Here is a 23,239-nt window from a genome sequence, read left to right on the forward strand (position 1 = left end):
CCCCCCCCCCCCCCCCCCCCCCCCCCCCCCCCCCCCCCCCCCCCCCCCCCCCCCCCCCCCCCCCCCCCCCCCCCCCTGCGCCCCCTGTCCGAGCGTGGCTTACGGCCCCTTCGGCAGCCTGGCGATGGAGATGCCGACGATCAGCGGCTGCTCCGATGTGGTGGTGCCGGTGAAGCTATGGCCTTGCTCGCTTTCGCTCCAGCCGGCCTTCTCCATGCCGCCCTCGGCCTCGAAGGTGAACGGGCCGATCCGCAACCCGGTGGAGACTTTGAATTTCTCCGAGAACTGGCTGTAGGTGCCCTTGCTGACGACGATGGTGAAGGTCGGCTTGTAGCCCACGTACATGCCGGTCTTGAGCAGCCCCAGGAAGCCCTCCTCGCCGAATACCGCCTGGGTGCCGTCACCGCCGTCGGCGCTGTAGCCCTTGATGAACGGCCCGGCGCCCTTGCTGCGCACGAACGGGCCGTTGTACCAGTCGCTGGGCTGGATCTGGATCAGGTCCAGCGCCTCGAATTCGACACTCACGTCCAGATTGTTGTCGGTCTCGAACTCGTCCACGCGCTCCCAGCTGCCGTTGACCCGCACCTCCCAGAACCACTGCCGGATCGAGGTTGATCCGCCGGCCCAGGTCTTCTTGTAGTCGTAGGAAGCATCGCGATTGCTGAAGCCGATCGATCCACCGCCGGGGCCCTGGCCGGCCTGCACCGCGTCGAGCCACTCGCTGGCGCTCTGCGCGACCGACCAGTTCGGCACGAGCGGGAACTGCGACAGGTTCGGATCATTGAGTTTGGCGAAGAACGCGGTGTTCTTGGCCTGCATCTGGGCATCGGCGAGCCCCGCCGTATTGGCCTGCCTCACCAGCGCATCGAAGTTGGTCTGGGCCTGGTCCATCTTGGTGCCGGTACTGGCGATCTTGGTCTGCCAGCCCTTGGCGGCGGGCGAGCCCAGCCAGGCGGTGAAGGTGGGATTGTTGTCCTTCACCTCGTCCAGGTAGGTCGAGCGGGCCTGGTTGTAGGCAATGGTGTAGTTGTTGCTGGCCAGGGTCAGCGCATCCTCGGCGGTCTTGAGCTTCTGCCGCAGGTCGGCATCGTCGGTGGCCGCGGGGATGACGTTGAGGAACTCCTGGTAGGCCTGGTGCAGGCGGTCGCCGCTGGAGGCATAGGCGCCGACGGCGCTCCACTGCGGGACGGTGGAGCAGAAGTCGTACTGGGCAGTGCCGATGAAGCCGGGCTGCTGGACCGGCCAGTTCCACACGGTGAACGGGTACAGCAGCTGGAAGGTGTCCGGGCTGGCGCCGAGGGCGTCGGTCAGTGCCTGGTACAGGAGGCCCCAGGGCTTCTGGTCATAGGTATCCGCCTGCAGGGCGGCCACATTCAATCGCTGGCGGTCAGCGGCACCGTGGCGGAACAGGGAGGCATGTACGTCGTCGTTGTCCGCGCTGGTTTCGGTCAAAGAAGGGTTGAGCATGGGTCGATCCTCGAAGGCAGCGCCGCCTGGGCGCCGCTGGGGTGCCTGAAACGCCGCTGCCGCGATGGCAGTGGACCCCGGTGCGGCACGGATGGCCGGGACCGATGCACCGTGCGCGGGCGTCCCGGGCTTTACCTTACGGGCACCTTACGATCTTGAAAGTTCTTCAATATCAATGGATTGCCCGGGGTCATGACGCGCTCGGCCATGCGCCCGCCGTCATCACATCGACGCGGTCGGAGACCGCTGGCGGGTGTGGGAGGCGATCGTAAGGTTTCGGTAAGGCGTCGATCGGGCAAGGGGCGCGATGAATGTGGCGTGGGAGGGGCGATACCCAACCGCCGGACCGGCATGGGTCGGCCCGCCATTCGATCGATTCAGGAGCATTGCCATGATTTCTTACCGCTTCTATTCCCTGCTGCTGTTGGCACTGGTCACCGCCTGTTCCAGTCCCGGCCTGCGGCAGGGATCCCTCGTGTCCGATTCGGTGACCGAGGCGGATGTAAAGGCGCGTTCCAAGCTCGAAGGCTGCGAGCTGATTCCTTATGACGGCAAGCGTGCGATCTGCATCACGCAGAACAACGGCCTGCACGGCGCGAATGCCTGCGATGCCCTGGCCTGCCAGAAGGCCGCGGGCCAGGCAGCCAACGTGCAACGCATGACCGCGTGGCAAAGCTGTGTGGACCGTCGAACCGCCATCAACCAGCAGTTCGCCAGCACGACCAAGGATCTGGATGCCTTCAAGAGCGGCCCTCAGTACAAGGGCTGGAGCCAGTCCGGCAAGACGGCCATGAAGACGTTGCTCGACAAGATCAAGGCCGGAACACCGGGGCACAACACGGCGTTGAAAAATGCCAAGCAGGCGTTGGCGGACTGCAAGAAAGTCGTGGGGTGAGGGGCATGGCGCGGCGGAGTGGATCCGCCGCGGCAGCGGGGCTCAGGCGACGAGCCAGGAAACGAGCAAGGAGAACAGCGATGGGCTGGTTTCCACGTCGCTGCTGGCTGGGCTGATTTCCGGGTCGTTGCCGACCTGAGGCATGAGGGCGAGTAACGGGGGGCGCTCTGGTCGTTGCCGACTTGAGGCATGAACGCGATATCGATGTTCGGAGCGGTCTCGATTTTGTCCGCTGGGACCGAGTTACTCGCAAAAGCCGGGGAACTCAAAGCTGCGAGGACGAGCAGGGAGAATATTCTGGCTTTAAGGCACTGGGTCCCCGCCTTCGCGGGGACGACGATATTCGGGAAGCTGCTTGAACTCGATGCTGATCAGCTGCAAGTTTGGAGCGGTATTCTGATGGCTGATAACTGCAATGGCCGGCGGACCACTGAAGTATTCAAGCCTTCGATAGACTCTTCATGGCCTGACGGAGTTCTTTTCGATGCGTGGAGGCGGCGTCTTCATGGAGCGGTCGCTCACGATGAGGCGTTTGGAGGATTTTCCGTCAATCGACGATATCCAATCTGGTAAGGAGCATGCCGCGACGGAGCGAATCCGCCGCGGCATTCAGGCTCAGCGGCGAGTGATCAGCACTGGGGTGACATCCGGATCGTTGCCGACCTGCGGGTCGCAGCTGAACAGTTCGCCGCGCTTCTCGTCACGTATCAGCACGGAGAAAAAGATCAAGGTCTTTGTATCGTTGAGGTTGACCATCTCGGCGCTGCGGCCCTTCTTGCGGAGCTTCACCGGACCGATCTGGTTCTTAGCATCCGAGGTGAGCACATCAACGATCTGGAAGTTATCCCCAACCTCCTTGTCCAGCGAGTAGATGATGGTGATCGGACTCTGTCCCTTGTGCAGTGTCACCACATCCGGAGAGAAGCTATAAAAGTACTTACCGTGGCCGGCGTTGCCGCCGAAGACGACATGCGCGACGGTCAGGGTGATCTCCATTGAGGCTTGCTCAGGTGTGGAGGCGGACTTGGTCTTAGCTTGCGGGGCCTTGGTCTTCTTCATGGTGGCTGGATCTCCTTGTTGGGTGGGTTGTAGACATTGACGAAACTGGGGTGCCGGTAGCCAGCGTTGCGTAGCCACTCCAACTGCGCGGCTGCTTGCTGCCGGTGACCCAGATGGATCTGGGCGCGAACCCAGGGATCAAGCAGGGTACGGTCGTGCGTGCGTGTGGCCGTGTCGCCAAGCAGCAAAGCGACACGGTTCCAGTCCGCGCGCGCGGCTTCGCGGGCGTGCAACGCTTGAAAACGCTCGCCGCGCCAGACCAGTGCAGTGGCGAGCAACGACAATCCAAGTAGGTCGTTCGGACGTCGTGCATGCAGTCCTTCGAGGTGAGCGATGAGATCTTCCGCCGCCGGTAGCGCATGCGGTTTCGCCGCCGCCTCCAATTGCACAATGCGCAGTTGGACTGTGGCTGCCAGCGACTCCCATTCCGGAGGGGGTTGTTTTTCCAACAATGGCGCCAGTAGCACTTGTGCTTGCGAGAGTGCTGCGCGCGCAAGCGGCAGCTGGCCGCGCAACAGTGCTACCCAGCCCGCATGGGCGTAGGCATAGGCGAGGTCGCGACGCCAGACAGCATTGTCCGGTTGCTTGCCGACCACGAGGGTCAGCAACTGACGACTTTCTTCCGCATCCGCAGCTGCTGAGGCTAGCCTGCCTTGTGCCAGCGCAAGGATGGAACTACGCAGTAAGGAGGTGGCCAACCGGCGCCGCCACGCGTCGGCGTCGTCTTCATGAGCAACCAGTTTCCGAAGCATCGCGATCTGCTCCCGGTATCCATTCTCGGCCTCTGCCAGCCGGCCTTGCGATTCGCGTGCGGAACTGAGCCAGGACAGGCTATCGACCAGCTCGTACTGCACCGAGGTGTCCTGCGGGCGTTCGGCCAACACTTGGCGCTTGAGTTCGATCGAGCGTGCGAACAGCTCCGTGGCCTGGGCATCGTCCTGGCGCGAGCGCGCCAAGGTTCCCAAGTTGTTGAGGGCGTAGGACATCTCCAGCTGACGCAGCGGGTCGTGCGGAACGCGTGCCAGTAGTCGGGTGGTCGCGTCCAAGTAATCATTCCAGTACGGCAATGTTTGGTCGTACTGCTTCTGTCGATAGGCCAGATAACCGAGCCAGTAGGAGGACAGGCCACGCTCGGCCAAGGGTTCGTCGGCCTTGGGGTCATCACGTAGTGCCTGTACCGACACATCATGCGCACGCTGGAACACGCCATTGGCAGTGTCGAAGTCGCCGCGATTGACCAGCACCTCGCCTACAGTGCGCAGGGCGCGCGCATGGCTGGCGAGTTCGCGTGTGCCCATGTTGGATGGGGGCAGTCGTTCCAGATAAGCCAGTGCCTGATTGCCTACGCTATCCAATAATTTGAGGTTTCCGCTCTTGCGTAGTTGCTCGGCAAGATCGCTGAGCATGTAACTCACCAGCCGCTGCGCTTCTTCGTGCCGCGCTTCGGCGACATGCTGCGCGCGCCGGAATTGCAGGCCCAGTGCGATCGATATCGCGGCGAGCAGCGCCAATCCTCCAACGGCGGACAGGCGCAGCCAGCGATGTTGTCGATGCAGGCGTTCGGAGGCGCGCAGGAACGCGCGTGAGCTGGCATCCAGCTTGCGCGGCAGTCCCTGTGCGGCCTCGCGGGCTTCTTCCAGTGGGCGGCCGCTGCTCAGCAGCAGGTCGCGTCGATGTCCTTCGCTGTGCCAGCGTCGTGCGGCCCAGCGCAGCCGCTCGCGTATCTGCAACAGGCGGCGGTTGTCGTGCACCCAGTCGCGCGCGCGTGGCCATTGCCGCAGCAGCGATTCGTGCGCGATGGCCATGCCGTCGAGATCGCTGACGAACAGCCGCGCACGCACGAAGGCTTCGGCCAGCTCGCGCGAGGCCGCGTCGTTCAGGCGTTGCCAGGGCACACGGCGTGCGGTGACGTGCTCGGTGTCCGGATGCACCACCACCAGATGGCTCAGCACCAGGTTCAGCGCCGCGCGCGCGGCCGGTGACACCGAGCCGAACGCGCTTTCGGCGGTATGCGCCAGCGTGCCCTCCAGGCCGCCCAGTTCCTGGTAGGCCTTGAAGGTGAGCATGCCGTCATGGGTGGAGCGCTCGTACAGGCCATGCAGGACGTGTTGCAACAGCGGCAGCACGTCGGGTTGGCGCGCGGCGTCGGCCAGCAGCAGATCGTCCAGACGCTCGCCGTTGGCTTCGTTTTCCTCGAAGGTCAGGCCGGCGCAACGTGCCGGCAGGCGGATGATCTGGCCGATCTCGCCCGATTGCGGTGTCAGCAGATCCAGATGACCGTCGCCGCGCTTGAGTTCGGCCAGGATCGGGAGTGCTTCGACCAGTCGCGGGTAGAAGTCGCTGCGCACCAGCATGATCACCACCACGCGTGGACTCGCACACAAGCCGGCGATCGCCGCCTGCATCGCCTGGTGCACGCTGCTCGGAACGTCGGGCGTGGACACCAGGGCTTCGGCGTGATCGATCACCAGCAGCAGGTGCGCGTCCGGCGATGCATCGATGTGTCGCGATCCGAGCCGGTGAAGGGCTTCTTCGATATGCGCGCGGGGTTGCTCGGGCGTCTCGACCAGTTGTTGAGCAAGTGCGGGGATCTGCTCGGGAAGAAACAGCGGCCGCTCCTGCAGGCTCCACTCGCTGACCGCCGTGGCCAGCGCCGTCAGTGCGTCGCTGACCCGATGCGCCGAGAGGTCGCAGCGCGCCACCGCGATCGCTTCCAGCCCGTTGATGCCGCCCGGCTGGCGCAGCATCGGGATCACGCCGGCGCGCAGCAGCGAGGTCTTGCCGCAGCCGCTGGCGCCGCTGATCAGCACGAAGCGGCGTCGATTCTGCAATTGCCCGCGGATCGCATCCACGACCCGGGCGATGGTGCGTCCACGCCCGAAGAAGACATCGGCATGAGCTTCGTCGAAGGGCTCCAGGCCGCGATACGGATTGCCCTGGGTCCAGCTCGCGGCGGCAGCCACGCCGCCGCGATACTGCTCGGGAAACACCACTGGCGCGATGATGCGGTAGCCGCGCTTGCGGATGGTCTCGATGTAGAGCGGATTGCGACTGTCATCGCCCAGACAGCGGCGCAACTGCGCGATGGTCTTGTGGACCGGGTTGTCGCCGTAGAAGGTGCCGTGCCAGACCTCGATCAGCAGTTGGTCGGCGCTGACCACTTCACCGGCGTGCTCGGCCAGTGCCACCAGCACTTCCATGCAGCGCGGCTCCAGCGCGATCGATTCGCCCTCGCGCAGCACCGCCAGCCGATCCGGCTGCACGCGCAATGCGCCGATGCGGAAGTACGAGGCCTCCGCCAGATTCGACGTGCGTTTGCCAGGCGGCGGCATCGGTTACCCGTCCGATCGCGGGCCGGGCCGGGCATCAGCCGGCCGTGGCCGGAATCGTGAACTTCCTTTCATGCCGTTCTCCCCACCTTGGAGTCACCGCGACGGGCGGGAGCACGGGCAGCCCTCTTCACAGAAAGCAGAGTGCTCGAGTTCCGGTCGCAGGGCCGGCGCCCAGCATGGGACTCGCGCCTGCCCCAAGGCAAGTTGTGCCGGCAGTGCGGCGGATGGATCGCGGCTCAACGGCGTTGCCTGGAGCATGGTCACGGGTTCTTGCCGGCTCCGAAAAGCACGTCCTTTTGCGCACCCTTTGCTCGTCATTCCCGCGAAAGCGGGAATCCAAGGACGTTAGTTCTTATTGAGCCGGTGAGTAACAGGTAAGTCCATGGATTCCCGCTTTCGCGGGAATGACGAGCAAAGGGCGGCCCGGCTCAGCGCCGCACGTCGTAGCGTCCTTCGCCGACCAGCGCCTGCACCTCGGCCACCGATACCGGATTGAAATCGCCGGGGATCGAATGTTTCAGGCAACCGGCGGCCAGGCCGAAGCGCACCGTGGTCTGCGCATCCCAACCTTCGATCAACCCGTGCAGCACGCCGGCCGCGAATGCATCGCCGCCACCGATGCGATCGACGATCGGCACCAGGTGTTCTTCCGGTGCCGACGCCTCGCTGCCGTCACGATGCAGCAGCATCGCGCCGAGCGAGTGGTGATCGACGTTGTGCGCGGTGCGCTGCGTGCACGCCATCCACTGCAGGTGCGGGAACGCTTCGAATGCCTGCCGCGCGGCGGCGCGTACGCGCTCGCGCGGATCGTCCTGCTCGAACGACCCGCCCAGCACCACGCCGATGTCGCGATAGTCGGCGAACACGATGTCGGCGCAGGCGAACAACTCGCGCAGGATCCCGGCCGCGTCGCCGCCCCAGCGCTGCCACAGCTTCGGCCGGTAGTTGCCATCGAACGACACCCGCACGCCCCGTTCGCGCGCGCTGCGGGCCGCCGCCAGCGCGGCCTGCGCGACGTTGTCGCCCAGCGCCGGGCTGACCCCGGACAGGTGCAGCCACTGCGCGCCCTGCAGCAGGCGCGGCCAGTCGTAGCTGGCCGGATCGGCCAGTGCGAACGCGGAATCGGCGCGATCGTAGACCACCTCGCTGGGGCGCTGCACCGCGCCGGTGGTCAGGAAATACAGGCCCATGCGGCCCTCGGCGCGGCGCACCTGCCGGGTATCCACGCCGTGCCGGCGCAGCTCGCCGGTGACATGCGCGCCCAGCGGGTTGTCGGCGACGGTGCCGACCATCGATACCGCGTGGCCGAAGTGGGCCAGCGAGACGCCGACGTTGGCTTCGGCGCCGCCGGCGTGGACCTCCAGCAGCGGCGACTGCAGCAGCAGCTGGTGGCCCGGGGCGCCCAACCGCAGCAGCAGTTCGCCGAAGCAGACGATGTGGTTCTGGGGCATTGCGTTGCGTTCCTCGTTTGTCGGAGCGCGAAACGGGGCGGGGCTCCGTTTCGAGTGATTGACCATCGGTGTCATTCTATCCGTGCCCTGCAGGCGCCCCGCAAGCCCTCCAGATTCACGTTGTCGCCTGGACTGTCGCGGGACAACCCCATGATTCCGAGGGTTTTTCTGTTGCGCTGCAAGATGTGACGGTGTTTGTCACCTGATAACGTCGTTTTGACCAGCGGTGTCATCCGCTGGAGAACACCTCGAATATCAGCGTAGTTCATGTGCCCTTGGGAGGGGAGGACATGCAATCTCGTAGTCACAGCCGGAAGACACCGGTTACCTTGCTCGCGCTCTCGATCGGCCTGGCTCTGCAGGCTGGCCCCGTCTTCGCCCAGGATGCTGCCGCCGCAGCCTCCGAGGCGCCCGTGGCACAAGACCCTACCGCAACCAACCTCGACACCATCGTCGTCACCGGCTACCGCGCCAGCGTCGAGAAGGCGCTGGACGTCAAGCGTGCCGAGAAGGGCATGGTCGACGCCATCGTCGCCGAGGACATCGCCAACTTCCCCGACCTCAACCTGGCCGAGTCGTTGCAGCGCATCCCCGGCGTGGTGATCACCCGCGACGCCGGCGAGGGCCGCAACATCTCGGTGCGTGGTCTCGGCCCGGACTTCACCCGCGTGCGCATCAACGGCATGGAGGCGCTGACCACTGTCGGCGGCTCGGACCAGAGCGGTGGCTCCAACCGTAGCCGCGGTTTCGACTTCAACGTGTTCGCCTCGGATCTGTTCACGCAGCTGGTGGTGCGCAAGACCGCCTCGGCCGATGTCGAGGAAGGCTCGCTCGGTGCGACGGTGGATCTGCGCACCGCACGCCCCTTCGACTACGACGGCCTCACCTTCGCCGCCAGCGGCCAGGCCGGCTACAACGACATGTCGCAGAAGGCCGACCCGCGCGTGGCGGCACTGATCGCCAACACCTGGGCGGACGGCACGTTCGGTGGACTGCTGTCGGTGGCCTACTCCGAGCGCCAGATACTGGAGGAAGGCAGCAACAGCGGACGTTGGGCCAACGGTCCGGCCAACAACGGTTTCAGCCCGACCTCGCCGTTCTCGCAGGCCAACAGTGCCAACGTGTTCAGCCCGCGCTTCCCGCGCTACACGCTGATGGAGCATGACCAGAAGCGTCTGGGCGTGACCGGTTCGTTGCAGTGGAAGGTCAGCGACAGCACCGAGTTCTCGCTGGACACGCTGTACTCCAAGATCGATGCCAAGCGCACCGAGAAGTACATCGAGGCGATCAGCTTCAGCCGCGGCCGTTCGCAGAACGGCAAGCCGGAGATGGTGGTCAACGACGGCTACGTCGACCCGGCGACCGGTGCCCTGCTGTACGGCGAGTTCGACAATGTCGATATCCGCTCCGAGCAGCGCTATGACGAGTGGACCACCGTCTTCAAGCAGATCGGGCTCAGCGGCGAGCACCGCTTCAGCGATGTGTTCAAGATCAATGGTCAGATCGGTACGTCCAGTTCCAAGCACAAGAACCCGATCCAGACCACGGTCATCATGGACAAGTACAACGTGGACGGCTACAGCTACGACTATCGTGGCAACAGCCGTTCGCCGGTGTTCAACTACGGCATCGATCCGACCGATCCGAATGGCTGGACGCTGGCCGAAGTGCGTCTGCGTCCGCAATACGTGGACAATGATTTCGACACCGGCAGCCTGAACTTCGACTGGAACTTCGGCCCGAACTTCACCTTGAAGGGCGGCGTGCTGGCCAAGGACTACAAGTTCAGCACCAAGGAGTTCCGCCGCGCTTCCGAGGTGACGGTGCCGAACTTCTCCGACGGTACCAAGATCGTGCCGGGCGATTACACCGAGATCGCCAGCCTCAGCGGCATCACCGGTTCGCCCAACAGCTGGGTGATCCCGAATCTCGATGCGATCGCCGACGCGCTGGACATCTACAGCAACACCGGCACGTTCGCGCTGGCCGAGCGCGCGGTGAACACCCGCAGCGTCGAAGAAAAGGATCGCGGTGCCTGGTTGATGGGCGAGTTCGCTTTCGACATCGGCTCGATCCCGTTCTCGGGCAACCTGGGCGTGCGCTACGTCAAGACCAAGCAGTCCTCGACCGGCTACGCCACCGTCAGCGGCACGCCGCTGCAGACCACGGTCGAGCGCGAGTACGACGACACGCTGCCGTCGCTGAACCTGGTCGCCGAGATCACGCCGGACTTCCTGATCCGCTTCGGCGCGGCCAAGGTGATGAGTCGCCCCGGCCTGGGTAGCCTGACCCCGGGCGTGACCGTCAACGTCTCCGGCGGTGCACGCACGATCAGCGGCGGCAACCCGAACCTCGATCCGATCCGCGCCAAGACCGCCGACCTGGGCTTCGAGTGGTACTTCCAGGAAGGCGCGATGCTGGGCCTGGCGCTGTTCTACAAGGACATCGAGAGCTTCGTGCAGACCGCGCGCACGGTGATGCCATACTCGGCCAGCGGTTTGCCGCTGAGCCTGCTCGATGGCACCGGTGCCGGCCCGAACGACGACTTCACCTTCAGCGTGCCGCTCAATACCCCCGGCGGCGAGCTCAGGGGCGTGGAGTTCAACTACGTCCAGCCCTTCAGTTTCCTTCCGGGCAAGTGGAGCAACCTGGGCGCGCAGGTGAACTACACCTACGTCGATTCGACGATCCAGTACCTGACCACCAGCGGCGCCAACTCGCTGAAGACCGACCTGACCGGCCTGTCGAAGAACGCCTACAACGGCACGCTGTTCTATGAAGGCAAGAAGTTCAGCGGTCGCGTCTCCTACACCCATCGCGACAAGTACCTGACCCAGGTGCCTGCGACCGAGACCGGTTTCGACGTGCACGGGATGAGCGCCGTCAACACCGTCGACGCCAAGCTGGCCTGGAAGATCGACGAGCGCATCGAACTGAGCCTGGAGGGGGTCAACCTCACCAACGAGTCGTCCGACGAGTGGGTCGGCTCGGGTTGGGAGCTGCCGTTGCAGTACAGCGAAACCGGCCGCCAGTACCTGCTGGGTTTCCGCTACAAGTTCTGAGCCAGGCTCATGTGAGTCTCCCGTCTGCCGGCCCTGCGTGCCAGGCAGGCGGGTTTGGTTTCGCCGCGATGCGGCGGACTTTTTGCCGGATTGATTCCGGATTTCATCGTCAAGCGCCATGGCGAGCAGCGTCCAGGAAACTCGGGCGTCGGACTCGCGCAAGCGCGTCTTAGGGAGAGAGTCATGACAGCATCCACACCGCGCGTGCCCGCGAACGCCGCGCTCACCCTGCTTTCGTTGTCCATCGCTGCGGCATTGCAGCTGTCGGCCGCGCCGGTTGCGGCGCAGGACGTGATATCCAGGACCGAGCAGCAGGTGCAGGACCTGGACCGCGTCGTGGTCAAGGCCAGTTATCGCGAGAGCCTGCAGCAGTCGCTGGACGAGAAGCGCTACAGCGTCGAGCAGGTGGATGCGATCTACGCCGAGGACATCGGCAAGTTCCCCGACCTCAACCTGGCCGAGTCGATGCAGCGCATCGCCGGCGTGGCGATCGATCGCGAAGGCGGCGAGGGCAAGCAGATTTCCGTGCGCGGACTGGGTTCGGATTTCACCCGCGTGCGCATCAACGGACTGGAGGCGCTGGCCACCGCCGGCAGCGGCACCGATGGCGTCAACCGCAGCCGGGGTTTCGACTTCAACACCTTCGCCTCGGAGCTGTTCAGCCGGGTCAAGATCAACAAGACCCAGTCGGCGCAGATGGACGAGGGCTCGCTCGGCGCGACCGTGGATCTGCGCGGCTCGCGGCCGTTCGACTTCGATGGCTTCCAGGCTGCCGGCTCGCTGCAGTACGGCTACAACGACCTGTCCGAGCAGAAGGATCCGCGCATATCGGCGCTGGTCAGCAACAGCTGGGCGGACGGACGCATCGGCGCGCTGATGTCGGTGTCCTACAACAAGCGTCACCTGCGCGAGGAAGGCTACAACCCGGTGCGCTGGGAGCACGGCAACTACCGCAACTCCAACCAATCCACCGCCACCAACAACGGCACCTACGGTTTCTGCAGCCCGGTCGGCTATGACCCGCAGACGCCGCGCAATCCATTGTCCAACGAGACTGCCGCGGGCGTCGGCTCGGCCGCCAACCAGGCGCGCAACAACGGCTGGGGCAGCTACGGCATCGATGCCACCCATTGCGGCACCGGTATCGATCGCCCGGCCAACACGCCGGAGAACATCGAGGCCTACGAGACCGCCACCAACGCCTGGATCCCTCGCTATCCGCGTTACGTGCGCACCGAGCACGAGCTGAAGCGGCTGGGCGTGACCGGCGCGGTGCAGTTCAAGGTCAGCGACGACACCCAGCTCAACCTGGACATGCTGTATTCCAAGTTCGACAAGACCGTGCGCGAGGACTCGGTCGGCGCCAACCTGCACCGCACCGCCAACTACGGCGGCAAGACCCAGATCGCAGTGCGCGAGGCGCAGGTGGACGATCAGAACCGCCTGGTCTACGGCGTGTTCGACAACGTCGATTTCCGCACCGAATCGAGCATGATCGAGGAGAGCACCGAGTTCAAACAGTTCAGCCTCGACCTGGAGCACCGCTTCAACGATTCGGTCAAGCTCAACGCGGTGGTCGGGCATTCGCAGTCCGACTACGAGCGTCCGGTGTACTCGATGGTCAGCTTCGACAACACCAACCTGGACGGCTTCGTGCTGGACATGCGCAACGGCGGTGACTATCCGTCGATGACGTTCCCGTTCGATATGTCCAACCCGAACAACTGGTCGTGGCTGGGTTATGGCGCGGTTCCGGTCAACAGCAACGGCACCGCGCGCGGCACCAACATCAGCGAGGTCCGGCTCAACCCGAGCTACGTCAACAACACGTTCGACACGGCCAAGGTGGATCTGGAGGTCAACATCAACCCGACCTTCACCGTGCGGTTCGGCGGCGCGTACAAGAACTACGACATGGACACGCAGGAGTACCGGCACATTTCCTATGGCCGGCTTGCGCAGAGCCTGCCGGAGGGCGTGACCGTCGGTGACATGAGCAGCACGCTGAGCGGGTTCGGCAGCAGTTTGAACGGGGTTCCCAGCAGCTGGCTGGTGCCGGATTTCAACAAGATCGCCGACCTGCTCAACATCTACTGCAACTGCGACACCGGCGTGCCCGGCGGTGATTATCGGCTGGCCGGCATCGGTCACTACGGCTCGTCCAACAACAACTTCGAGGTCAACGAAAAGAGCCTGGCGACCTACCTGCAGCTGGACTTCAACACCGATTTCCTCGGTCGTCCGCTGCGTGGCAACGTGGGCGTGCGTTACGTCGATACGCAGATCAAGGCATCCGGTTACACGCCGTGCCAGGCCACCAGCGCCGAGAACCGCTCGGCCGCCTGCGAGCCGTTCTTCGGCGTCGCCAGTGCCACCGACGCACCGGGCGATCGCTGGCTGGCGCGCAGCGTGGTCGATCACGACTACAAGGACGTGCTGCCTTCGCTCAACGTGTCCTGGGACGTGGCCGACGATGTCGTGCTGCGCTTCGGTGCGGCCAAGACCATGGCGCGCCCGACCCTGGCCTATCTCTCGCCAAGCATGAGCGGTGGCCCGACCCAGTACATCGACGATGGCCGCTACTACTCGATCAACCTGGGCAACCCCAAGCTCGATCCGTATCGTTCGACCAACTACGACCTCAGCGCGGAGTGGTATTTCCGCGAGGGCGCGCTGCTGTCGGCGGCGGTGTTCTACAAGGACATCAAGAGCTATGTGCAGCGCACGCGCCTGCTGACCACCTGGGAGGCGATGGGCTATTCGCTGGACCTGCTGCCGGCCGGCTTCGCACCGGACACGATCTTCAACGTGCAGAGCTACTTCAACACCGAGGGCGGCCCGCTGAAGGGCTTCGAGCTGACCTACCAGCAGCCGTTCGACTTCCTGCCCGGGTTCTGGCGCAACTTCGGCATCCAGCTGAACTACACGCAGGTCGATTCCAAGATCAAGTACATGTTCAGCACCGCCGGCAACAGCAACACCACGATCACCACCTCGGTGACCGAGCAGGATCTGCTGAACCTGTCGCCGCACTCCTACAACGCCACGCTGTACTACGACGACGGCAAGTTCAGCGCACGCGTGTCCACCAGCTACCGCGACGGCTACATCAACAACATCCTCTCGCAGGAGGACGTGTGGGACCTGGACGGCAACAAGCTGGCCACGGCCGATGTGACCGGCAAGTACAGCGTGGAGAACGTGGACTTCAACATGTCCTACCGGGTCAACAAGAAGCTCACGGTCACCTTCGAGGCCACCAACCTGCTCGATACCGCCGACCGTCGCTATGTCGATTCCACGCTGGAGCTGCCTGACAAGTACACCGTGACTGGACGCCAGTACTACGTCGGCGCGCGCTACAAGTTCTGATCGACCCGCCGGTGCGGTTCCGCCGCCGCCGGAGCGGCGGTAGCGCGCCGACGACAGCCGCGTCCGGGTGACACCGGATGCGGTCCGCGCATCGGCAGGAGCCGATGTGCGCGAGCAAGGGGGCGCCGCACCGGATGTGCGCGCGAACACCGCCTGGACGGCACGGTTCCGGCTCATACCATCCTGGAGGGGTTATGGATATCAGGTCATGTGCATCGCGTTGTCTGTTGGCGGCGACATTCGCACTCGTAGGAATCGTGGCGGCCGGGTCCGCACAGGCGCAGAGCGGTACCAATCTGAGCCTGGGAGCGGGGACCGACGGCTCCAGCAAGGCCAGCGGCACCAGTTACGGCAACGTCATCGACGGCAACCTGGCCACCTGGTGGTCGCCGACCGGCACGACCGGGCGGGTGTCGGTGAAGTGGGGATCGGCGACCACCGTCGGCGCCGTGGTCATCCGCGAAGCGGCCGGTTATGAAGGACGCATCGGCACCTGGCAACTGGTGAACAACAGCAGCGGCGCAGTGCTGGCCAGCGGCTCCGGCGCCGGCACGATCAGCTTCACGCCGGTTGCGTTGACCAAGCTCAACTTCGAGATCACCGCCGCGAGCGCGACTCCGGCGGTGGCCGAGTTCGAAACCTATGCCAGCGGCGATACGTCCACGCCGGTGCCGTTGAGCGTTTCCCTGGGTGCGACCACATCCGGCACCAGCGCGAATCTGAGCTGGGCGGTCAGCGGCGGCAGCGCCGCCAGCCAGCAGATCTTCCGCGACACCGATTCCAACCCGAGCGGGCGCGTCAGCATCGCCAGCGGCGTGACCGGCACCAGCCATACCGATAGCGGACTGGCACCGGGCACCTACTACTACTGGGTGCGTGCGACCGACAGCAACGGCAATGGCTATGACTCCAACGCAGCCAGCGTCCTCATCGCCTCGTCCGGTGGTGGTGGCAGCGGCACGCAGACCGCCTGCCAGACCCTGGTCAACGACCCGAACGTGAACTGGCGCGAATCACCGGTACTGACCAGCGATCAGGCGATCGTCGCCTGCCTGGCCGACTCACTTGGTGCGGCGGTAGGCTTTGGCTACAAGGCGACCGGTGGCTACAACCCGGCCGGCGGCAGCCGTCTGGTGGTGATCAACACCAGCAGCACCACCTCGCCCGAGCAGCAGATCCTCGATGCGATCAGCACCACCGATTACAAGTGGATCGTGTTCGACAAGCGCGATTTCGCCGGCAGCACCGAGGTTGCCATGTACCGGCTCGGTTGCAGCGATCCCAGCGTGCTCACCGCACTGGACAACGCCAGTACCGCCGAATGCCTGGATCATCGCGTGTGGTGCGCCAACCGCGGCGTGGCGAGCGGCGAAACCTGCGAAAACGTATTCTTCAACGACAAGCTCAACAACAGCAGCCTGAACGCGTTGAAAGTGAAGATGATGGACTCCAACACGACCCTGGATGGTCGCGGCAGCAACGCCTATTTCCTGTTCAACGGCTTCAGGCTCGGTGCCGACAGCAACAGCGCCAGCACCTATGTCACCCAGAACGTGATCATCACCAACAACCGCTTCATCGGCGCCGGCCATGTCGAGGACCACAATCTCGACCCGGACATGATCCGCTCCACCGGTGAATCGCACGACATCTGGATCCACCAGAACACGTTCGAACATACCGGCGATTCGGCCTATGACACCAAGGTCGGCGCGCATGACATCACCGTGTCGTTCAACAAGCTGCTCAACGTCAAGCGTGCCGCGCTGCACGGATCCAGCGACAGCGAGACGATCAGCAGCAAGATCACCACTACCGTCCACGACAATCTGTACGTGACTACCGACGAGCATTACGGCGAGAGTGCCTACAACGGCCTGCGCCGCGTGCCGCTGCTGCGGCGTGGCCAGTCGCACATGTTCAACAACGTGTTCTACGGCTATCGCAAGGACCTGCTCAGCATCCGCGTCGGTGGCCGCATCGCGTTCGAGGACAACATGTTCCTGAACAATGTCGTCAACAGCAAAGGCGACGACATGAGCTATTGGCTGGCGAACCTGATCCGCGATTACAGCGGCGGCAGCATCAACGTGGTCCGCAGCTACGTATGGGGAGCGAACGCCGCCTGCCAGCTGCAGGGCAGCCCCGGCGATCTGAACTTCGCCTTCGGCGCCACGCCGGACATGTTCGCCGGCTACGATGACCTGTCCAAGGACCTGATCAACGCCAACCGCCTGCCGGCCGGCGCCAATCTGGCCAAGTACGTGCTCGCCACGGCCGGCAAGGGCGGCATGGCACCGTTCGTATCGCCGGACACCGCCGGAGTCGCCGCGATCATCGCGGCCGCGCCCAGCAGTTGTCAGTGAGCGAGCGGGCTGCAACGGGCGCCGCCAGCGTGCGGCGCCTGCAGGTCGGGAACCCCGAGGTGACTCGGGGTTCCTTTCCATTTCTGTTTCCGCTGGGTGTGATGAGGACGATATCGATGCAGCTTCAACATTCGCTTGAACGAGATGCCGCGCATGACGGCCGGGCCTCGCGCATCGGCTTGGGCCGCCTTCCGCGCTGGATGTGCTGGACGGGCGTGCTGCTGGCTGCGCTATTGGTGATACCGGCGCAGGCCGCCAATTGGCAGGTAGTGCGGGTGGCGGCGCAAGGCGGTGATTTCAGCCGCGTGCAGGATGCGGTGGATGCGGTGGTACGCACGGGGCAGCCGGCCGAGATCCGCATCGCCGCCGGCAGCTATCGCGAACGCCTGAACGTGCCGAAGAACGCGCCGCCGCTGCATCTGATCGGTGCGGGTGCGACCCAGACCGAGATCGTGTTCGACAACTACGCCGCAAAGATCGATCCGGCCACCGGCGCGGCATTCGGTACCTCCGGTTCGGCCTCGGTGGTCATCGCCAGCGATGATTTCACCGCCGAACACCTGGCCCTCGCCAACGATGCCGGGCCGGTCGGCCAGGCGGTGGCGGTACGGCTGGACGGTACCCGCAGCGCGTTCCGCGATGTGCGTTTCCTCGGCAACCAGGACACGCTGTACCTGCGCGGCACCGGGCTGGCGTACTTCCGCGATTGTTATGTCGAAGGCACGGTGGATTTCATCTTCGGTGCCGGCACCGGCTTGTTCGAAGGCGGCGAGATCCGCTCGATCGGCGATGGCTTTGTCACCGCTGCTTCGACACCGGAGTCGGCAGCGGCCGGGCTGGTGTTTCGCGGCGTGCGCCTGACCGCGAAAGAAGGCGTGTCGCGGGTCTATCTCGGTCGTCCGTGGCGGCCGTATGCGCAGGTGGCATTCATCGGCAGCGAAATCGGCGCGCACATCCTGCCGGTCGGTTGGCACGATTGGGACCAGCCCGCGACCCACGTCACCGCGCGTTTTTCCGAGTACGGCAATCGCGGCCCCGGCGCCGATACCTCGCGGCGTGTGGCCTGGGCGCACATGCTTTCGTCAGCCGAGGCGGCGCAACTGGACGCCGATCATCTGCTGGGCGACTGGAGACCGTTCCCGTGAAACCCGCATTCTGGCTGGCCGTGCTGCTGGCGATCCCGGCCAGCGCAGCCGCCGATGCGATCGCCGACAACATGCTGTTGCTGCAGACGCCGTCCGGCGGCTGGTCCAAGCATTACCAGGGCAAATCGGTCGATTACCGGCATGTGTTCACCGCGGCCGAGATCGCTGCGTTGCGCGATCCCGCGCAGCGCGACGAGGCGACCATCGACAACAAGGCCACCACCAGCGAGATCGAGTATCTGGCCGGGGCCTACGCGCGCGAACACGACCAGCGCTATCTCGATGGCGCGCGCCGCGGCGTGCGCTACCTGCTGGCCGCGCAATACCCGAACGGCGGCTGGCCGCAGTTCTATCCCGATCATTCGCTGTATCGCCATCAGGTCACCTACAACGACGATGCGATGACGCGGGTGCTGAACGTGCTGCAGGACATCGTCGAGTCGAAAGATGCGATGGCGGCGCTGCGCGATGACCAACTCGGCCCGCAGGTGGAAGCGGCGTTGGCGCGTGGACTTGACTGCGTGCTGGCCACCCAGGTGGTGATCGATGGCGCGCCGACGATCTGGGCCGCGCAGTACGACGAACACACGATGCAGCCGGCCAAGGCGCGCGCATTCGAACCGGCCTCGCTGGCGACTTCCGAGTCGGTGGGTGTGGTGCGGTTCCTGATGCGCCAGCGCACACCGTCGCCGCGCGTGGTGGCTTCGATCGAGGCGGCGATACAGTGGTTCGAGCGTCATCGCCTGCCGGATCTGGCGCTGCGACGCCTCGATACGCCGGCCGGCCCCACCGTGACCGTGGAGTCGTCGCCTGGCGCGTCGCTGTGGGCACGCTTCTACGACCTGAAACATCAGCAGCCGTTGTTCGGCGACCGCGACGGCAGTGAATTCACCGACTTCGCCCGGCTGTCGCCGGAGCGCCGCACCGGGTATGCCTGGTACGGAATCTGGCCGCAGAAACTGCTGCAGCAGGATTGGCCACGCTGGCGCGAGCGGCATGCGGTGGCAGACGGAAACGACGGCGTGCCGGGAGCACGCCGGTAGCGATTGCAAGTGGAGGAAACACGCGTGATGCAGATGGGACGGGCAACAAGGTGGGGGCGCTGGCTGGGATGGCTGGCGCTGGTGGCGGGAGCGGCAGGCGCGACGGAGGCGCCGCGACTGCTGTTCCAGGTGAGCGCCGACAAGGGTTTCGACGCCGACGTGGCGGCGGGCGATCCGGTCCCCAACTTCCGCGACAAGGTCGCGCTGGTCGACAACGGCCGCTCGGGCAAGGCAATCGAGTGGGCCGACGACGGCGTACTGGCCTGGAACGCGCCCGGCAACCTCTACACCCAGCGCGGCACGCTGGCGTTCTTCTGGCGCGCGCGCTATCCGGTCGGCGAGGCGCCGTTCGTGATCTTCCGCGTCGGCTACGCCGACCACACCAGCTGGGACATGGCCTGGCTGCGCATCGACTGGAACGGCCACGGCTTCGATGCCTTCGTCACCGATGCCAACCTGGCGCGCACCCGCGTGTCGTTCAAGCTCGACACAGCACCGGCGCCGGACGCGTGGACGCATCTGGCGTTCGGCTGGGACGAGACCCGCGGCGTGCGGCTGTTCGTCAATGGCCGCGAAGTGGCGCGCGAGGAGTGCGGCGCAGTGTGTCGCGACGGCGGCTCGCTGGATTTCGATGCCGCGCTCGATCAGTTCGGACTGGCAGGGCGGGTGATGTCGCCGCATCAGGTGCAGAGCCGCTACAACTTCCTGCGCGGCAGCGACTTCGACGAGATCCGCATCTACGACCGCATGCTAGACAGCGCCGGTGTCGCCGCGTTGGCACAGCTGCGTGAGCCTTCCGGCGCCGAAGTACGCAACGTGGCCGCCGAGCGCGCTGCGTGGCTGCATCGCTACGGCTGGGATCGTGGCGCACCACCACCGGCGCTGACCGATGCGGTCACCCGCATCAGCAAGGTCGAGTTTGCCGATGCCAAGGATCTGAAGCAGTGGATGTGGAAGGCCACCGACGGCATTGCCGAAACCACCTGGCCCGGCGTCTACAACCGCTCGCGCTTGCCCGGTCGCGATGACTACTTCCAGCTGCCGGACTGGAACGTCTATGTCGAAGGCGGCAAGGCGCTGGATCTGACCTTGCCGAACGAACCATTCAACCGCATCGAGATCCGTGGCGCCGCGTTCGGCGAGGCGATCTACAGCGATGGCAAGGCTTCATCGCAGCCACTGTTCAAGCGCGCGCAGGGCGTGGTGCGCAGCGTGGACGCGTTCGCCGAACGTCGCGGCGGCACGCTGCGCTTCAGCAACACCGCGCAGGAAACCCCGATCCAGGAAATCTGGGCCTATGACGTCAGTGCCGGTGAAGTGCCGGCCGGCACCACCACGCTCGACTACAGCGTGCGCAGCGACATCGCCCCCGACTACGCCAACCTCGCCCCGCTGCGCGACTACATCGCCGGGCGCTATCCGGATGGCGAACGCGATACCGTGATCGCGCTGCCAGCCAAGGCGCCCGCGCGCAAGCGCAGCGACACGCCCGACAGCGCCGTGCATCAACCGATCGTGCACGTGCTGGTGCCGTCCACGCTCGGCGACCCACCGCCCGATCAGCCGCTGATGCGCAGCTGGGCCTACGGTTGGGAGAACATGCACGACGGCCTGGACGGCATCGCCATCGACATCCCGGCGCTGGACCTGCCGGCGGTGCGCGACGGTTTGATCCCGCTCAACATCCGCGTCAAGGACCCGATCTGGCCGGCGCGCGACATGATCGACGTATCGGTCTCGGTCGCACCGAAGCAGGCGCGCACGCTGTGGCTGGACCTGCGCGATCGCATCCTCAGCGATGACAGCCTGATGCTGTCGATCGCCTCGGCCGCGCCGGGCTTCGATCGCAGCGCGCTCGATGGCGCGCGCATCCGCTTGGTGTTCAAGCCGCGCGAGCAGGCCAGGATCGAGCACATCGCCGACCGCTTCAATCAGGTCAAGGACAACTGGGGCTTCCTGGTCGAGGAACACACCACTTCGCAGCGCCAGCGTCTGTATGCGCGGCTGGATCGCGACATCCATGACCTGCTGCGGGTCGATCCGGACAACGCGCTCGGCCGCCAGTACTGGAACGACATCAGCTATGGCAACCAGTCGCCGCTGCCGGTGGTGATGCCGGACGTGCCCAAGGGTGTACCGGCGTGGGCGTTCTGGCAGCTGGAGAATCTCAAGGCCACGCGTCGTTACATCAACTGGTGGATCGACCAGCGCCAGGTCGCCTACGGCGATTTCGGTGGCGGCATCTCCGACGATTCCGACCTGACCCAGCAGTGGCCGGGCGTGGCGCTGATGGGCGTGGATCCGGACAAGCTCAATGCCTCGCTGTGGGCGTTGTCCGATGCCAACTACCGCAATGGCATGTTCACCGATGGGCTCTCGACCATCGAGACCGACGAACTGCATGCCTACGAGGAAGGCATCAACATCAACAGCGCCCTGCTCTATCTCAACTGGGGCGATCCGGTGGTGGTCGAGCGCGCGATGCGCACGGTGAAAGCGTTCGAGAACATCATCCAGCTCAACCCACAGGGGCAGCTGTTGTTCGCCAGCAACTGGTTCGGCGGGCGCAAGGTCTACCGTGAGCCGAACTGGCAGTGGCAGAAGCCGTACTCGTTCCCGATCCTGCATCCGGCCCTGCTGCTCGGTGGCTACAACGCCGATCCGAACGCGCGCCGCATCATCACCGGCCTGGCCGACAGCTATCTCGCGCATGCCTACACCGACGGCAAGGGCCGCTGGGCGCTGCCGAACGAGATCAACTGGCAGACCGGTGCGGTGCGCGGTGGCGAGATGTGGCAGGGCAGCGGCGGCGCTGACACCTTGCACACGTTCTGGGCGGCATGGCGCTGGACGGGCGATGCGCGTTACCTGAAGGTGTTCGAGTACCGCGTGGCTGGCAGCGGACCGAACGGACTGTCCAATCTCAACGAGAACTTCCTCGACCTGCTAGGCAAGCGCGATAGCTGGGGCACACAGCTGGCGCAGGCGGCAGCCAAGAGCGACGACGCACCGGATTTCCCGCACTACGTCGCCTGGGAAGACAGCGGCGATACCCGCTGGCTGGAGACGCTGTACCGCGCCGAGACTCGCGAGAAGCTGCAGAACTTCTACATGAACACCGAAGGCCACTGGTGGAGCGATCGGGTCGAATCACCGACGGTGAATCTGCAACGCGCGCGGCTGGGTGGCGTGGCACTCAAGCGCAACCAGACCTATCCGGGCAATACGGTGAGCTGGCGCTTCGATGATCCGGATGGTGCGGTGCAGGTGGCCTTGCTGCTGCCCAAACCGCGCGACGACCGCTTCAGCGTGATCGCCTTCAACACCAGCGACAAGCTGCGCAAGGCGACGATGACCGGCTGGAACGTGCAGCCGGGTCGCTGGCGGATGCGCATTGGGGCCGATCGCGATGGCGATGGTCGTATCGATGGACGTGTGCAGGAACGCGAGGTGGTGTTCGAGCGCAGCGGTGCGCTGCCGGTGGAGTTCGCGCCGCGGCAGGGTACGGTGATCGAGATGGAATTGATTGCCGCTGATGCGCCGGTGGAGCTGCGTGCGGACCTGGGTATTGGCCGGGGCGATGTGCGTATCGACGGTGATGTGGTCGAGGTGACCGTGCACAGCCTGGGTCATGTGGATGCGCCTGCGGGTGTGGTGGTGTTGGAGGATGCACGGGGGCGTGAGTTGGCGCGTGCGGCGTTCCCGGCGTTGCCGGCGCCTGTGGATCTGCAGCCTCGGACTGCGATGGTGCGGTTGTCTTTGCCGGTGGGTTTTCGTGGTGTTGGGGCGCGGGTGGTGGTGCGTAGCGAGGGTGATGTTGCTGAGGTGACGCGGGGGAATAATCGGGTGGTGCTGCCGTAAGGGGCGGTGGTGTTTTCGTCATCGCCATCTCCCTGCCGTCGTCCCCGCGAAGGCGGGAACCCAGTGACTTCCGCACCAGCCTTATACCGTTCCCCGCTATCTCTCTACCGTCATCCCCGCGAACGCGGGGGCGAAGCGCCACGGCTTGCGAGCCACTGGCTCGCGTGGTGCTGAGCGCCATCGGGC

The 23,239-nt window shown here is 65.1% G+C and carries 11 protein-coding genes; 7 read left to right on the top strand and 4 right to left on the bottom strand.

Going from position 1 to position 23,239, the window contains the following annotated elements; all coding sequences use genetic code 11:
- Positions 1-99: 99 nt before the first annotated feature.
- Positions 100-1,467, bottom strand: a complete 1,368-nt coding sequence (locus tag AC3WJE_RS19385; RefSeq protein ID WP_493732473.1) for a hypothetical protein — start codon at positions 1,465-1,467, stop codon at positions 100-102.
- A gap of 307 nt (positions 1,468-1,774) precedes the next feature.
- Between AC3WJE_RS19385 and AC3WJE_RS19390 the strand changes: the two genes are divergently transcribed.
- Complete coding sequence (locus AC3WJE_RS19390; RefSeq protein WP_493732474.1) at positions 1,775-2,362, top strand: hypothetical protein; 588 nt, start codon at positions 1,775-1,777, stop codon at positions 2,360-2,362.
- Positions 2,363-2,977: 615 nt separating this feature from the next.
- Here the strand turns inward: AC3WJE_RS19390 and AC3WJE_RS19395 are convergent.
- The 3 genes from AC3WJE_RS19395 to AC3WJE_RS19405 all read right to left on the bottom strand — a co-directional run bounded on the left by AC3WJE_RS19395 (position 2,978) and on the right by AC3WJE_RS19405 (position 8,204).
- Complete coding sequence (locus AC3WJE_RS19395) at positions 2,978-3,421, bottom strand: hypothetical protein (RefSeq protein WP_493732475.1); 444 nt, start codon at positions 3,419-3,421, stop codon at positions 2,978-2,980.
- The gene (locus AC3WJE_RS19400) at positions 3,418-6,753 is read right to left on the bottom strand and encodes an nSTAND1 domain-containing NTPase (protein WP_493732476.1); all 3,336 of its coding nucleotides are present in this window, start codon (positions 6,751-6,753) and stop codon (positions 3,418-3,420) included. Before AC3WJE_RS19400 ends, AC3WJE_RS19395 begins: the two co-directional genes overlap by 4 nt.
- A gap of 428 nt (positions 6,754-7,181) precedes the next feature.
- On the bottom strand, positions 7,182-8,204 hold the full coding sequence (locus AC3WJE_RS19405) for a PfkB family carbohydrate kinase (RefSeq protein WP_493732477.1): 1,023 nt from the start codon (positions 8,202-8,204) through the stop codon (positions 7,182-7,184).
- A gap of 413 nt (positions 8,205-8,617) precedes the next feature.
- Here AC3WJE_RS19405 and AC3WJE_RS19410 point away from each other — a divergent pair, with 413 nt between their 5' ends.
- From AC3WJE_RS19410 to AC3WJE_RS19435, 6 genes are all read left to right on the top strand, one after another.
- Complete coding sequence (locus tag AC3WJE_RS19410) at positions 8,618-11,266, top strand: TonB-dependent receptor (protein WP_493732478.1); 2,649 nt, start codon at positions 8,618-8,620, stop codon at positions 11,264-11,266.
- A gap of 183 nt (positions 11,267-11,449) precedes the next feature.
- Positions 11,450-14,638 (top strand): TonB-dependent receptor, encoded by a 3,189-nt coding sequence (locus tag AC3WJE_RS19415; protein ID WP_493732479.1) that lies wholly within the window; start codon positions 11,450-11,452, stop codon positions 14,636-14,638.
- Between the two features lie 194 nt (positions 14,639-14,832).
- A complete protein-coding gene (locus tag AC3WJE_RS19420) occupies positions 14,833-17,004 on the top strand; it encodes a pectate lyase family protein (RefSeq protein WP_493732480.1) in 2,172 nt (723 codons plus the stop codon).
- Positions 17,005-17,120: 116 nt separating this feature from the next.
- Positions 17,121-18,149, top strand: coding sequence for a pectinesterase family protein (locus AC3WJE_RS19425; RefSeq protein WP_493732481.1), 1,029 nt, complete (start codon positions 17,121-17,123; stop codon positions 18,147-18,149).
- A complete protein-coding gene (gene pelA, locus AC3WJE_RS19430) occupies positions 18,146-19,192 on the top strand; it encodes a pectate lyase (RefSeq protein ID WP_493732482.1) in 1,047 nt (348 codons plus the stop codon). Before AC3WJE_RS19425 ends, pelA begins: the two co-directional genes overlap by 4 nt.
- A gap of 27 nt (positions 19,193-19,219) precedes the next feature.
- Positions 19,220-23,053, top strand: coding sequence for a LamG-like jellyroll fold domain-containing protein (locus tag AC3WJE_RS19435; RefSeq protein ID WP_493732483.1), 3,834 nt, complete (start codon positions 19,220-19,222; stop codon positions 23,051-23,053).
- Positions 23,054-23,239: the final 186 nt, after the last annotated feature.

The organism is Pseudomonas sp. GW821-FHT07E12, assembly GCF_058986605.1.

Excerpts from the sequence above, each read along its gene's own strand:
- AC3WJE_RS19400 (WP_493732476.1), bottom strand. The coding sequence starts at position 6,753 with ATGCCGCCGCCTGGCAAACGCACGTCGAATCTGGCGGAGGCCTCGTAC.
- AC3WJE_RS19405 (WP_493732477.1), bottom strand. The coding sequence starts at position 8,204 with ATGCCCCAGAACCACATCGTCTGCTTCGGCGAACTGCTGCTGCGGTTG.
- AC3WJE_RS19390 (WP_493732474.1), top strand. The coding sequence starts at position 1,775 with ATGAATGTGGCGTGGGAGGGGCGATACCCAACCGCCGGACCGGCATGG.
- AC3WJE_RS19415 (WP_493732479.1), top strand. The coding sequence starts at position 11,450 with ATGACAGCATCCACACCGCGCGTGCCCGCGAACGCCGCGCTCACCCTG.
- AC3WJE_RS19385 (WP_493732473.1), bottom strand. The coding sequence starts at position 1,467 with ATGCTCAACCCTTCTTTGACCGAAACCAGCGCGGACAACGACGACGTA.
- AC3WJE_RS19435 (WP_493732483.1), top strand. The coding sequence starts at position 19,220 with ATGCAGATGGGACGGGCAACAAGGTGGGGGCGCTGGCTGGGATGGCTG.
- AC3WJE_RS19395 (WP_493732475.1), bottom strand. The coding sequence starts at position 3,421 with ATGAAGAAGACCAAGGCCCCGCAAGCTAAGACCAAGTCCGCCTCCACA.
- AC3WJE_RS19420 (WP_493732480.1), top strand. The coding sequence starts at position 14,833 with ATGGATATCAGGTCATGTGCATCGCGTTGTCTGTTGGCGGCGACATTC.
- AC3WJE_RS19425 (WP_493732481.1), top strand. The coding sequence starts at position 17,121 with ATGCAGCTTCAACATTCGCTTGAACGAGATGCCGCGCATGACGGCCGG.